Raw genomic sequence first — 14,400 nt, forward strand, 5'->3', positions numbered from 1 at the left:
AATGCCTGCCAGTGATATTGGAATTGACCTGGGAACCAGAAACAGTCAGGTATATTCCACTGGACGGGGGCTGGTAGTCAGTGAGCCGTCTGTAGTGGTTTATGATAAGAACTCAGAGAAAATAAAAGCAATCGGTGAGGAAGCCAGACAGATGACCGGACATGTTTCATCAAATATGGAAGTAATCCGGCCAATCCGCCAGGGAGTGATCGTAGATTATACGGTTATGGAGAAGATGCTGAAGTATTTCATTTCCAAGGCAATGGGTCGCCATGCCTTTCGAAAGCCTAGAATCAGTATCTGTATCCCCAGCGGAACCACAGAGATTGAAAGAAAGGCAGTAGAGGAAGCTACTTATCAGGCTGGAGCAAGGGAAGTGTTTCTTGTGGAAGAGCCGATTGCAGCTGCAATTGGTGCCGGAGTAGATGTGACGAAGCCTTTTGGTAATCTGATCGTGGATATAGGAGGCGGAACCACTGATGTTGCCGTGATTTCCATGGCTGGCTCTGTTGTGTCTGCTTCCGTAAAGGTTGCCGGAGATAATTTCGACCAGGCAATCATGAGCTATGTGAGAAAAAATCACAGCCTTTTTATTGGGGAAGAGGCCGCTGAGAACATAAAAATAAAAATCGGAACTGCCTGCCAGGAAGCATCTCCGCGGATGCTGGAGGTAAAAGGCAGAAATGTGATCACCGGACTTCCCAAGGTTGTAACTCTGACTTCAGAAGAAATCCGTATTGCATTGAGGGATGCTACCAATCAGATTGTGGAGACTGTGCACGGAGTGCTTGAGAAAACTCCGCCGGAACTGGCTGCAGATATTGTAGACAGAGGAATTGTTCTCACAGGTGGCGGAGCATTGCTCCATGGAATGGACACCCTCATTGAGCAGAAGACCGGTGTAAGCACTCTTACTGTGCAGGATGCTATGTCTGCGGTTGTGGTGGGAACCGGTAAATATGCGGAAGTAATTACCAGGATGGAAGAATAATCTGATTGCTTTGAAAAGCGTAAACAGTAACATATAATTTGGCTATTCTGTTTTGCAAAAGATAAAATATTATGTAAACTATAATGAAAAGGGTACTGCGTTCTAGAGCGTGTTTGAAAAAGGCTTTCTGCAAAGTGGGGCGTGCAGATTGCGGGAATACTTTTTCAAACACATTCTAGCAGTGCCCTTTGGTTAGTGCTGGCGGCAGGAGAAGAACAAATGAGTGAGAAAGTTACAGGCTATATAGATCATGTCATATTCCGCAATGATGAAAATGGATATACAGTTATGGTTCTTAAGACCGCGGATTCAGAGGAAGAGCTGACTTGTGTAGGAACATTTCCTGACGTTACACAGGGTGTGACCATTGAAGCTGAGGGACAGTTTTCCCAGCACCATATATACGGCAGACAATTTAATATCCAGTCTTATGCGGAAAAGGCACCAGAGGACACCCAGGCTATGGAACGTTATCTGGGTTCCGGAGCGATTAAAGGGGTAGGTGCAGCACTTGCTGCCAGAATTGTGCGGTGTTTTGGCGAGGATACCCTTAGAATAGTGGAAGAAGAACCGGAAAGGCTGGCGGAAGTCAAGGGAATCAGTGAGAAGAAAGCCAGAGAGATTGCAGTACAGGTGACTGAGAAGGCAGATATGCGAAAAGCCATGATGTTTCTGCAGAAATATGGCATTTCCCTGAATCTTGGAGCAAAGATATATCAGAAATATGGTCAGTCCGTATACAGTGTGCTTCAGGAGAATCCCTATCGTCTGGCAGATGATATCTCGGGAGTTGGCTTTAAAATTGCAGACACCATTGCGTCACGTATTGGTATACATGCAGATTCAGATTACAGGATCCGCAGCGGTATGATGTATACTCTTCTCCAGGCTTCAGGGGAAGGACATGTATATCTTCCGAAGGACGAACTGTTTGACAGAGCTTCCCAGCTGCTTCAGGTAGATGTTTCTTATATGGAGAAACATCTGATGGATATGGCAATTGACCGGAAAGTTGTTTTAAAAGAGAATGACAGAGAGGTACTGGTTTATCCAAGCCAGTATTACCGCTTGGAACTGAATACAGCAAGAATGCTCACTGAATTAAATATCCGTTATCCACAGAATGAGCAGATGATGGAGCGAAGAATTGCCCAGATTGAGAAAGAAACAGGTACTGTTTTGGAGGAAATGCAGAAGAAGGCTGTTGTAGAGGCTGCTGGAAATGGCCTTTTTGTACTTACAGGAGGACCAGGTACCGGTAAAACTACCACGATCAATGCAATTATTCGTTTTTTCGAGGGCGAAGGCGCAACTCTTCGTCTGGCAGCACCTACAGGACGAGCAGCCAAGCGAATGACAGAAGCTACAGGTTATGAAGCACAGACAATACATCGGCTTCTAGAATTGAACGGTGTGCCGGATGAGGATGGCAGAGAGTCTCAGGGTGTTCATTTTGAACGGAATGCAGAGAATCCGCTGGATACAGATGTAATCATTATTGATGAGATGTCTATGGTGGATATTTTTCTTATGCATTCACTGCTTCTTGCGGTGACTGCGGGAACCAGGATCATTCTGGTAGGAGATGAGAACCAGCTGCCAAGTGTAGGTCCTGGAAATGTGCTGCGGGATATTATTCAAAGCGGCGTTTTTCCAGTAGTAGAACTGAAGAAAATTTTCAGGCAGGCCTCTCACAGTGATATTGTAGTAAATGCACACAAGATCCATAACGGAGAGCAGGTTTCCCTTGATAACAAAAGCCGCGATTTCTTTTTCCTGAAGAGATATGATGCCGATATTATTATCCGCGTGGTCATCGCACTGATTCAGGAGAAACTGCCGAAGTATGTGGATGCAAGACCTTTTGAAATACAGGTTCTGACTCCAATGCGAAAGGGGCTTCTGGGCGTAGAGAGGATGAACCAGATCTTACAGAGATACCTGAATCCACCAGAATCAGGTAAAAAAGAGAAAGAAATTGGAGACCGGCTTTTCCGTGAGGGAGACAAGGTTATGCAGATTCGGAACAACTATCAGCTGGAATGGGAAGTCCGGGGGAAATACGGAATTCCTGTAGAAGAAGGGGTGGGCGTATTTAATGGAGATACTGGCATTCTGAAGGAAATCAATGAATTTGCAGAGACTGCCACTGTGGAATTTGAGGATGGCCGTTTCGCTGACTATTCTTTTAAGCAGCTGGAAGAATTGGAACTTGCCTATGCTATAACCATACATAAATCCCAGGGCTCAGAATATCCGGCAGTTATTCTGCCGCTCCTTTCCGGCCCCAAGATGCTGATGAACCGCAATCTTTTGTATACAGGTGTTACAAGAGCACGGAAATGTGTTACTGTAGTTGGAAGTGAGGAGACTTTCGGGGAGATGATCCGCAATGAGAAGCAACAGAAACGTTACAGCTCTCTTTGGGCAAGGATACAGGAACTTTCTGGATCTGTTGTATCCAAGACGGTGTCCTCTGTGTCACAGGATTCTTAGGAACAGCCATCAGTTGATCTGTCTGGACTGTGCCGGAGATTTAAGACCTGTATCGGGGCCACGGTGTTACAAATGCGGAAAACCGGTAAATGGAGATGAAGAATACTGCAGGGACTGCGGCGCCCATCCAGGCGCTTTTGACCAGGGACGCGGGATTTTTCTCTATGATGACCGGATGAGATACTCTATAATGAAATATAAATATTTTGGTTGTCAGGAATACAGCCGCTTTTATGGAAAAGCATTGTATATTTACGGAAAAGATATGCTTGCATTATGGAAGCCGCAGATAATCATTCCGGTTCCGCTTCATAGAAGAAAACAGCGCATAAGAGGGTTTAATCAAGCTGAACTTCTGGCGAAAGAACTGTCCCGTTATGCTGGGATTCCTGTAGATACTGCTATTCTAAAAAAGTGCCATGCTACCCGATCACAGAAAAAACTGGATGCGGCTGAAAGAAAGAAGAATCTTCAAAAAGCTTTTCAGGTTGTAGGAAATCCTGCAGGAATGCGTATCTTGCTTATTGATGATGTATATACTACTGGAAGTACCATGGATGTGCTGGCAAAGCTTCTGCTGGAAAAGGGAGCATCCCATGTATATTTTCTCACGCTGTGTATTGGAAACAACAGGTAAAAAAATGCTTTTCATGGCATGGGATATATGATACAATCATCCTGTATGAGTATAGCTTTTCAGCTTTAAAAGAAACGCATAAGGAGCCATTTATGATAAACGAAGAAAAAGTAAAGATAATGGACCGGCTTGCTGTATATGAGAAACAGGAAGGCAGAAAGTATCTTCCAGTAAGCAAGTACTACAGGAGTGACTATATTGGTCTGGCGCTGATTAAGAATTTCTTTCTTGTAACAATTGGATATGGATTGATACTGGCTGTGATTGCAGCGTATAATTTGGAATATCTGCTGGATAATGTGCACAAGATGGATCTGATCTCTCTTGGAGTTGTAGTCCTGGGGGGATATATAGGGATATTGGTATTATATTCTGTGCTGACATATATCCAGTACACTGTGAAGTACCATAAGGCGAAGAAGAGTGTAAAACAGTATTACACTCAGCTGACGAAATTAGAGAAAATCTATACTCGTGAAGAAAAGAAATTCGCAGGACGTGAAATGTCAGGAGGATATAGAAAATGACAGCATTACTTGAGTTAAAGCAGAAAATAAAAGAAATATACGGACAGTATGAAATGTATATCCTGCCTGTAATGAAGTTTGTTCTTGCACTGGTTTATTTCCTGTGGATCAATGCGAATATGGGATATATGTCTCGCCTGAATAATGTATTTTTAGTACTGATCCTGGCATTGATCTGTTCCATTTTGCCGTCTTCCGCTATGATGTATATTGGTTTTGTGCTGATCCTTGTTCACAGTTATGCACTTGGAATTGAAATTGCGGCATTTATGCTTGTTCTGATCCTTCTGATGATGATCTTTTTCCTGAGGTTCAGTGGTGAACAGAATGTAACATTTGTATTTACACCGCTTTCCTTTGCATTCAGCCTTCCGGCATTACTTCCTATTGGAAGCGGACTTATGGAGAGCAGTTTATCTGCAATTCCGGCTGGCTGCGGTGTGGTTATGTATTATTTTATCCGTTTTTTAAGATCACAGTCAACAATTCTTGTGAATCCGGATCTGGAGATGACAGATAAGCTGCAGATCATGGCTGACGGTCTGGTACAGAACTGGGGAATGTGGATTGCAGTTGTTGCTTTTGTAGCAGTTATCCTTCTGGTACATCTGATCCGTACCCGCTCTTTTGATCATGCATGGAGGATATCGATTATTACAGGCGGTGTTGCCTATGTGTTTATAATGCTTGTTGGAAGTTTTGGAATGAACCTGAATGCAACTGTTGCAATGGTTCCGCTTCTGATCTGTACGATTGCAGCTGTTCTCCTGGCACTTGTGCTTGAGTTCTTTGCATTTGGAGGAGATTACAGCCGTGCAGAGCGTCTGGAGTATGAGGATGATGAGTACTTCTATTATGTAAAAGCAGTTCCCAAGGCTTCTGTTGCAACTTCCGAGAGAAGTATTAAGAAAATAAATGCAGAACCTGTTCGTGAAGAGCGCAAGGCAGAGGACAACTCTGGTACTTATGCCAATCCAATCTTCCGACAGGATGAGAAGCCTAAAAGAAAGAAAGCTTCTCCAGCAGCAGACAGAAAGCCAAGACAGGCAGAGAAACCTGCTGCTAAGGATATTGATTTTGAAAAAAAGCTTGAAGAATCTCTTAAAGATCTTTAAGGTTACTGCTTGGCAGTGAATGGTAACAAAGAAAGGAGTACACTATGCAGGATATGGCAGTCAGATTATCAGGATATTTGTCAAAACTCTCCCTGCCCAGTCTGGGAGTAACAGACATACTGGAGATTGCCCTGATTTCCTTCTTTATCTATCAGTTTATGGTGTGGATCAAGTTTACCCGCGCTTATACTCTGTTGAAGGGAATTCTGATAGTACTCCTTTTTATTTTATTTGCATATGTGTTGAAAATGAATACGATCCTCTGGATCATTAAGAATCTTTCTACTATACTTCTTACCAGTGTTGTTGTTATTTTCCAGCCAGAACTTCGGAAAATGCTGGAGCAGCTGGGACAGAAGAAGTTTATGGCTTCTATTTTCCCTTTGGATGCCGGCAAAGAGGTACAGGAAAGGTTTACAGATAAAACAATCAATGAGCTTGTGAAGGCATGTTTTGACATGGGAGAAGTAAGAACTGGCGCATTGATCGTCATTGAGCAGAATATCCGCTTAAGTGAATATGAGCGCACAGGAATCAATGTGGATGCAGTTCTTACAAGTCAGCTCCTGATCAATATTTTTGAACATAATACACCACTCCATGATGGCGCTGTCCTGGTGCGTGGCAATCGAATTGTAGCAGCTACCTGTTATCTGCCTCTTTCCGATAATATGGAGCTGAGCAAACAGCTTGGAACCAGACACAGAGCTGGTGTGGGAATTAGTGAAGTAAGTGATTCCCTGACAATTATTGTTTCAGAAGAAACCGGGCAGGTGTCCATGGCCCAGAACGGACAGCTCAGCAGAGGTCTTACCAGTGCTGAACTGAGATCTGCATTGATCAAGGCTCAGAATAAAAAGGTTGTAACTAACAGTAAACTGCGTCATCTGTTGAAAGGAAGAATGAGACATGAAGAAGACAAAGCTGACTAGGAATTTTACCTTGAAGATCATGTCTGTTTTCATCGGATTTCTGATCTGGTTTATTGTGGTAAATGTGGACAATCCGGTATCCAGTAAAAGTATCACCATTGCCGGAGAAAATGTAGAACTCCAGAATACGGCTTATGTGGATAGTGCAAACATGATGTGTATGCAGGATGATGATCCGGATCCTATAAGGGTTACAATCACAGGAGAGAGAAGACTTCTTTCCAGGATTACTCAGACCAATATAACCTTGACGGCAGATCTGCAGCAGGCAGGAAGCCTTGATACAGATCCGGTTATGGTTCCAATCACTGCCTCCTGTCCGGGAATCAGCCCCGAGAATATTAAAGTGACACCACAGTATCTCAGTGTCAGACTGGAAGAAAAAGTAACACAGGAGTTTCTGGTTAATGTAAATTACGGTTCCAGCCAGCCGGGCAAGGGCTACGAGGTTGGTTCCCAGACTGCAAGTCCGGAGAAAGTTAAAATTACAGGTCCGAAATCTCTTGTGAATAAAATTGATAAAGTAAATGCGACCGTTGATGTTGATGGCCGAACAAAGGATTTTTCCGAAGAGGCAGAACTGAATATTATTGATAAGAATCAGGACAGTCTTGCCGGAAGAATGGCTTATCTCACCATAGATAATACCAAAGTTGTTGTTACAACTAAATTTTGGAAGATTCGCACAGGCGTTAATATTGGTGCGGACTATGTAGGTGTGCCGGCAGATGGCTATCAGGTGGAGAGTGTGACTACTGTTCCGGATACTGTAAGTATTGCGGGAACAGATGAGGCATTGGAGACTCTGAAGCAGAATGACAACACGATCTGGATAGGCGGTACTGATATTGATATTACAGGAGAGACAACTGATATTGAGAAGAAAGTCAGTCTGAAAGATGTGCTTCCTGAGGATGTGAAGCTGACAAGCGGAACCAGTGAGGACGTTTGGGTGAAGGTAAGTATTTTACCTATTGGAAGTCATTCATATGGTCTTCCCTCCAATCAGGTTACGGTAGATAACCTTGCTGATAATCTTCTGGTAACATTTGGAACAGATAAGATTGAAATCCGCGTGAAAGCAACAGCTGGAGAGCTTGATGACTTTAATCTTGACGAAGTGAAAGCTTCTGTTGATCTGAAGGATATGGAAGTAGGAAGCTATCAGATTCCTGTGACTGTGAAGCTGCCTAAGGGATTTGAACTTCTGGATGATGTGGTTGCAGATGTGACTATATCAGAAGTTTCCAATTCAGATACTAATAATGAATGAGCTGTTGTTTACGGATAACGTTTGGCGAAATATATTGCCATGGATCTAGAGAACAGCAGCAATAAGGGAGAGAAACTATGGTAAGTGAGAAAGTAAGGGTGAACAATCCTTCCGGCCTTCATTTACGACCGGCAGGCATTCTTTGTAAGGAAGCTATGAAATATAAATCTCTTATAACATTTCAGTATGGTCAGGGGTCTGCCAATGCCAAAAGCGTGCTCAGTGTTCTGGGCGCGTGTGTGAAATGTGGTGATGAGATTACTATATTTTGCGAAGGCGAGGACGAAACAGAGGCTTTAAGAAATCTTGTAACTGTTATCAACAATGGTTTAGGAGAATAAGATTTACAACGTTACAATAGGGAGGCATAAAAGTGAAAAAGAGAGTAGCAGCCGCAGTTTTAGGGATTATGTTAAGTGTGTCCATGGGTCTGGAAGTTCCAGCCGCAGCTTTGGATAGCGGATTTGAATCCGGATTTACATCTGAACAGGCAGCAGATGTGCAAACAGAAGACGGAGCCGAAGCAGTACAGCCGTCTGAGGATACAGAGGTGCCTGCAGATACGGCAGCAGCTGAGGAGCAGCAGGTACAGGAAAGCCAGGACAAGGAAGAACATACAGACAGCGAAAATTCAGGAGAAAGTACAGATGGTTTTTTCGATGGCTTTACTTCAGGTGAAACAGTGGAGGAGAATGGAAGTACTGCTCCGGTAGATGGATTTGAAGCTGTTCCTGAAGGCACATTGGATGGGACTCAGGAAGTACAGGCAGATAATTCAGACGGAGTATTTGACTGGAAAGAATGGGAGCAGACAGCTGATGGTTTTAAGCTTCGCAAGAAGAAATCAGCTGTAAGTGCAGCTGCTGAGGCTCAGAATGTGGCTGGTTCTGATGAGATTCAGGCTTTTGATGAAGTCCAGGAGAATGGCGAAGCAGCAGGTACGGAAAGTGTAGAGGCTGAAGGAACAGCTGCCCAGACTGAATATTATACTGCAGCAGATGGCATTGTAGAGATTACTACACGAAACGAGGCTGGCGCAATTCATACAGGAAGTTATCTGTTTGATGCCAATGGATTTCTGGTTACCGGCATTAAGACTTTAGCTGGAACGGAGAGTGCAAATGGGGCTGTTGGTGAATTCTATTTTACAGCTTCCGATAGTGCACAGGCATATACAGAATATAATGGACAGGGTGCTGCACTGGTACCGTGGAAGACCACACTTGGTCAGATGAAGAAGGATTACTGGCTGTGGAACAAAGAAAGCAGAAACTTCCATTATTATGGCGCAGATGGTAAGGCATTAACCACCGCACAGCTGGATGAAGCCGCCAAGGCAAATAATACATATACAGGATATTATAAGATCAATGATGAGTATTATTGTCTGGATGAGAATGGAACACCACGTACAGGGGATGTTACTCTGACAGTAAACGGAGTAGCTGCACAGTACTACTTCCAGCCAGCAGAAACAGATCAGGAAATTCCAGGAAAGATGTACCGTGATGGATGGAAGAGTTTTGCAGGAACAGCCGGTGAGCAATGGAAATATTATGATTCCGGTGAGCTGGACAGCAGTAAGATTGGACAGCTTATGGTTCATGGCGTTATTGTAACAGAGCTTGACGGACGTAAAGATGCGGAAAATTCCTATCTGATCGATAAGAATGGCTATCTTCTTAAGAAGACTATGAAGAAAGCCACAGATGGCAAATATTATCTGACAGATAAGAATGGCTGTATTTATAAGAATCGTATTGTCACTTATAAAAAGAAACAATATTATGTAACAGAAACTGGTGCAAGAGCAACCTGGAAAAAGGTATGGCATCGCTGTCCTGGGGCTGGAAACAGAATGTACTATTTTGGTTCTACTGCTGGCCGGATCGTGAAGAAAACCGGATGGCAGAAAGTAACCACCTCTAAGGGGAAATTCTATGGCTGGTTCCTGTTCAATAAAAAAGGAAATCATTATGCCAATACACTGAGAAACGGATATTATTTCAAAGCTGACGGAAGACTTGCCAGCGGAGTTACCGTGATCAATGGCAAGAGTTATTTCTTTAAACCATCTACATCTAATACAAGAAATGGCCAGATGGTTAAGAATGAAATGTTTGTTTACAAGAAAAAAACATATTTTGCAGACTCTAAGGGTGTACTTCGCAAGAGCGGATGGCAGAAGATTGATGGAAACTGGTATTACTTCAAGAATATGAGTCTTGTGAAGAATGCATTCGTGAAGAAAGGCAAAAAATACGGATATGTAGATGCTACTGGTAAGTTCACTACAGGCTGGGTGGTTGTAGACAATTCCCAGAATCTGGTTCGTTACATTAACCCGGATAAGAAGGGCTTTGTGCAAAATGAATCCAAGTGGATTGATGGTAAGCTGTATTATTTTGATAAGAATGGTTACAGAATCAATGACGTGACAAATATTTACAAATCCGGATATACAGTTGAAGTGGACCGTATAAATGGTGTTATGACAATTTATGCAGATGCGAACCGTACAATTCCGGTTAAGACCATTCGTGTTTCAGTTGGAAATCCTGGAACAGATACTCCGACAGGTAGATATAAACTGACAAGATACAGCAGATGGCAGGCGCTTATGGGACCGTCCTGGGGACAGTATGGTACTCATGTAGATGGTGCTGGTCAGGGCGGAATTTTCGTCCACTCTATTGCATGCGGCTCAGCAAACAGCTATAATTTGCCGGTAAGTGCATATCTTAAGCTTGGAAGCCCGGCTTCCCATGGCTGTATCCGTACCTGTGTTGCCGATGCAAAATGGGTATATGAGAACTGCAATGGTTCCACTATTTATATTTTCGATGGAACCTATAAATCTGATGAGGTATTCAAAGGACCGCTGGGACGTCGCGCAATTACACCGCTGAGGGGAATTAAGAATGGCGGATACTACGATCCGACCGATCCGGCAGCTTAATAGCTTACTCTGAAAGATAGTTGTTGATAAAAAAACGACATAAAAAGCCAAAAAGAGTGTCTTAAAATTATCAGATTTGATGATTTTAAGGCACCTTTTTACTGTTTTGGAGAATAACATTGAAATTTGAAAATGGAAACTGTATAATAACAAAGTAACACATTTTTAACATCTTGTAAGAAACAAGCGAATAAGGGTAAACGGTAAACACTACTGGTCCGGTAAGGAACGTAACCTGAAACTGTTTATCAGGAGGAGATATGGGAAAATGGAAAAAATGGCTGTCTGCCGGTTTATTTACAGCTATGCTTGGAACTGCAATAATTGCAGGACCAACTGCAGATGTAAGTGCCAATGCAGGAAATAAGCCATATAATATTGAAAATGTTTCACCAGATGCGCATCTGGCACCAAGTGTAGGAGATTCCTCTTCCAAGACAAGCTCAAAGGCATGGCACAAAATTGACGGAGTCTGCTACAATGGAAGCGGAAAGAAAGTAGAAGGAGCCATTACCAGAGGCATGGATGTCTCAGAATGGCAGGGAAAGATCAATTGGAAGGAAGCCAAGAAAGATCTGGATTTTGCCTTTGTGCGTATTTCCTATGGAACCAGACATCTGGATGATTATTATGACTATAATATGACTGAGGCAGAAGCAGCAGATGTGCCGGTGGGAACTTATGTATACAGTCTTGCCAAGACAAACAAAGAAGCACTTGCTGAAGCGCAGCTGGCTATTCGTCAGATGCAGGGACATAAGGTTTCCTATCCGGTAGCTTTTGACCTGGAAGATGAAGCTACATTGGGAACCTTGACCAGAAAGGAAATTTCCCAGATTGCTCTCACATTCTGTGATGAGATCCGCAAGGCAGGATATACACCAATTCTCTACATGAATCTGAATTGGTATAATAATTTTGTAGACTGGAACGTTCTGGAAGGCTCCGGTCTGGATGTCTGGATTGCAAGCTACGGAGATACAATTCTTGCACCGAGCGCCAGCAAATACAAATACACCATCTGGCAGTGCACAGCTGGTGATGAAGTTCCAGGTATGATCAGTACCAAGAAGCTGATCAGCGGTGTTCCAAAAGAGAACAATGTGGATCTGAACTTTGGCTATGTAGATTATACAACCAAGGTTGTTCCCAGATGGAATTCTCAGGAAGGCTATACCCCTGCAAAACAGCCTTTATATTCAGATCCCAAGCTTCACAAGAATGGCTGGACCACTGTTAAAGGCAGAAAATATTACTACACAAATGATAAAAAGGCCAAAGGCTGGCTGGAAATTGATGGCAAGTATTACTGCTTTAGTTCCGTAGACGGACACTTATATAAAAGCAAGCTGATCAAGAAAGACGGCACTGCTTATTACGTGGACAAAAACGGCGTACGTGTAGAAAATAAAGTTGTGACAAAGAAAGGCAAGACCTACTATTTCGGAGCAGATGGCAAAGCCCTGACAGGTATGCGCAAGGTGGGCAGGAAATATTATTATTTCAGCACTACATCCTTTGCCATGGAAAAGAATTACAAATATGTAGCAGCCAACGGCAGCATTTACTATTTTGGAAGTAAAGGTTACCGTGCAAAGAACAAGTTTATCACCCTCACAGAGAATGGCAGGAAGAATACTTATTATTTTGGAAAAAATGGAAAGGCTTATAAGGGCTGGTACACTATCAAAGGAAAAAAATATTATTTCTACCGCGGAACGGGTGCTGGCGCAGGAGTACGTGCGCAGAACTTGAGCCTGACCAGTGCAGATGGACTCGTTTCCGTATTTAACAAAAATGGTGTATGTACCAAACAATACAGATAGGATGACCAGTAACAGTAACCAATAATCTTGATTTATCAGACGGAATCATGTATATTAGAGCGTGTTTGAAAGATCTCCCACAAATTGTGACGCACATCTTGCAGAAAACCTTTTTAAACACGTTCCAAGAAGTCGATAAGACTGTAAATTTGACTGAATATAAAATGAAAGATAAATAAGGAGAAAAGAAAATGGGAAAAATTAAAGTAACAAATTGTGATGATATTGAAGGATTAAAAGTAATCGAGCCAACCGTATTTGGAGATTCCAGAGGTTATTTTATGGAGACTTATAATTACAATGACTTCAAAGAGGCAGGAATTGACGTAGAATTCGTACAGGATAATCAGTCCAGCTCACGTTATGGTGTTCTTCGCGGTCTCCATTTCCAGCTTCATTATCCACAGGACAAACTTGTCCGCGTAGTAAACGGAGAAGTGTTTGATGTGGCTGTAGATTTAAGAGAGGGCTCCAAAACTTATGGAAAATGGTACGGAGTTGTTCTTTCAGCAGAGAATAAGAAACAGTTTTTTATTCCGAAAGGATTTGCACATGGCTTCCTGGTTCTTTCTGAGAATGCGGAGTTTACTTATAAATGCTCCGATTTTTATCATCCAAACGATGAGGGCGGTCTGATCTGGAATGATCCGGACATCAATGTACAGTGGCCGATTCCGGAAGGTATGGAGCTGATCTTCTCTGACAAGGATCAGAAATGGGGCAGCTTTAAGGAACTTAACAGATAGGAGACTGTAAATGCTTAAGTCTATTTTTTCCCTGCCGGCGGATTTATATAAAAACCGCCGGCTGGTTATGAAACTGGCAAAAAATGATTTCAAGACCCGATATGCAGGTTCTTATTTTGGAACCTTCTGGGCTTTCGTTCAGCCAGTGGTAACAATTCTGGTATACTGGTTTGTATTTTCAGTGGGGTTCCGGTCCAACACAGATGAACTGGGAGTCCCTTTTGTGCTTTATCTGGTAGCTGGTATTGTGCCCTGGTTTTTCTTTTCTGATGCGCTTTCCGGAGGTACCAATTCGCTTCTGGAATACAATTACCTTGTAAAAAAGGTAGTGTTCAACATTAGCGTCCTTCCAGTGGTAAAAATAATTTCCGCTTTATTTGTACATGGCTTTTTTGTACTTCTGGCAATTATTCTTTATATATGTAACGGAAGATTTCCTGACTGGTACTACCTTCAGATATTGTATTATAGTGCATGCGTCTTTTTTCTTGTGTTGGGACTTTGCTATGCTACCAGCGCAATTGCAGTCCTTTTCCGCGATCTGAACCAGATTATTGGTATCGGATTACAGGTTGGAGTATGGTTGACTCCTATTATGTGGGTGTCAGAGAGCATGATCGGTACCAACAGCCTTCTATACAAAATTCTTCAGCTGAATCCTGTATTTTATATTGTATCAGGATATCGTGACGCATTTATTATCAAGCGCTGGTTCTTCGAAAGACCAGTCTGGACATTATATTTCTGGGTATTTGCCATCTGCTGCTTCCTGTTTGGAAACTGGATTTTTAAGCGGCTTCGGGTTCATTTTGCAGATGTTCTGTAAAAAGAAGAAAAGCAGTTATGAATCGAAATGTATTCAGCGAAGAGGAAAGGTAACGGCTCATGAGACATGTTC

At 42.7% G+C, this 14,400-nt stretch carries 12 protein-coding genes and 1 pseudogene; all 13 read left to right on the plus strand.

The genetic code is table 11. From position 1 onward, the window contains the following. Nucleotide 1: 1 nt before the first annotated feature. The 13 genes and pseudogenes from AB5Z12_RS11635 (at nucleotide 2) to AB5Z12_RS11695 (ending at nucleotide 14,328) form a co-directional block, all read left to right on the plus strand. Nucleotides 2–991 (plus strand): rod shape-determining protein, encoded by a 990-nt coding sequence (locus tag AB5Z12_RS11635; RefSeq protein ID WP_148461733.1) that lies wholly within the window; start codon nucleotides 2–4, stop codon nucleotides 989–991. Between the two features lie 126 nt (nucleotides 992–1,117). Beyond that, nucleotides 1,118–1,174 (plus strand): annotated as a pseudogene (locus AB5Z12_RS11640) (DUF6783 domain-containing protein); the annotation flags it as partial. A gap of 36 nt (nucleotides 1,175–1,210) precedes the next feature. Next, nucleotides 1,211–3,487 carry an ATP-dependent RecD-like DNA helicase gene (locus AB5Z12_RS11645; RefSeq protein WP_195699130.1) on the plus strand — a complete coding sequence of 759 codons (2,277 nt, stop codon included), beginning with the start codon at nucleotides 1,211–1,213 and terminating at the stop codon, nucleotides 3,485–3,487. Continuing rightward, nucleotides 3,384–4,124 (plus strand): ComF family protein, encoded by a 741-nt coding sequence (locus tag AB5Z12_RS11650; RefSeq protein WP_173719278.1) that lies wholly within the window; start codon nucleotides 3,384–3,386, stop codon nucleotides 4,122–4,124. The genes AB5Z12_RS11645 and AB5Z12_RS11650 overlap by 104 nt, the downstream gene beginning before the upstream one ends. 92 nt (nucleotides 4,125–4,216) lie before the next feature. Beyond that, entirely contained in the window at nucleotides 4,217–4,651 is a 435-nt protein-coding gene (locus AB5Z12_RS11655) for a hypothetical protein (RefSeq protein WP_118579692.1), read from the plus strand. Beyond that, nucleotides 4,648–5,766 carry a hypothetical protein gene (locus tag AB5Z12_RS11660; RefSeq protein WP_118579689.1) on the plus strand — a complete coding sequence of 373 codons (1,119 nt, stop codon included), beginning with the start codon at nucleotides 4,648–4,650 and terminating at the stop codon, nucleotides 5,764–5,766. Before AB5Z12_RS11655 ends, AB5Z12_RS11660 begins: the two co-directional genes overlap by 4 nt. A 44-nt stretch (nucleotides 5,767–5,810) precedes the next feature. After that, nucleotides 5,811–6,698 carry a diadenylate cyclase CdaA gene (gene cdaA, locus AB5Z12_RS11665; protein ID WP_118579686.1) on the plus strand — a complete coding sequence of 296 codons (888 nt, stop codon included), beginning with the start codon at nucleotides 5,811–5,813 and terminating at the stop codon, nucleotides 6,696–6,698. After that, nucleotides 6,676–7,971, plus strand: coding sequence for a YbbR-like domain-containing protein (locus AB5Z12_RS11670; RefSeq protein WP_148461731.1), 1,296 nt, complete (start codon nucleotides 6,676–6,678; stop codon nucleotides 7,969–7,971). Before cdaA ends, AB5Z12_RS11670 begins: the two co-directional genes overlap by 23 nt. 77 nt (nucleotides 7,972–8,048) lie before the next feature. Next, on the plus strand, nucleotides 8,049–8,312 hold the full coding sequence (locus AB5Z12_RS11675) for an HPr family phosphocarrier protein (protein ID WP_118579680.1): 264 nt from the start codon (nucleotides 8,049–8,051) through the stop codon (nucleotides 8,310–8,312). A 32-nt stretch (nucleotides 8,313–8,344) separates the two neighbouring features. Beyond that, on the plus strand, nucleotides 8,345–10,930 hold the full coding sequence (locus AB5Z12_RS11680; RefSeq protein ID WP_368356908.1) for a L,D-transpeptidase family protein: 2,586 nt from the start codon (nucleotides 8,345–8,347) through the stop codon (nucleotides 10,928–10,930). A gap of 260 nt (nucleotides 10,931–11,190) precedes the next feature. Further along, entirely contained in the window at nucleotides 11,191–12,756 is a 1,566-nt protein-coding gene (locus AB5Z12_RS11685; RefSeq protein WP_173734904.1) for a GH25 family lysozyme, read from the plus strand. A gap of 191 nt (nucleotides 12,757–12,947) precedes the next feature. Then, nucleotides 12,948–13,502 (plus strand): dTDP-4-dehydrorhamnose 3,5-epimerase, encoded by a 555-nt coding sequence (gene rfbC / locus AB5Z12_RS11690; protein WP_118579668.1) that lies wholly within the window; start codon nucleotides 12,948–12,950, stop codon nucleotides 13,500–13,502. Between the two features lie 10 nt (nucleotides 13,503–13,512). Next, nucleotides 13,513–14,328, plus strand: coding sequence for an ABC transporter permease (locus AB5Z12_RS11695; protein ID WP_148461729.1), 816 nt, complete (start codon nucleotides 13,513–13,515; stop codon nucleotides 14,326–14,328). Nucleotides 14,329–14,400: the final 72 nt, after the last annotated feature.

The organism is Ruminococcus sp. RTP21358st1_G6_RTP21358_211008 (assembly GCF_040908885.1).
GTDB classification, from domain to species: Bacteria; Bacillota; Clostridia; order Lachnospirales; family Lachnospiraceae; genus Blautia_A; species Blautia_A faecis.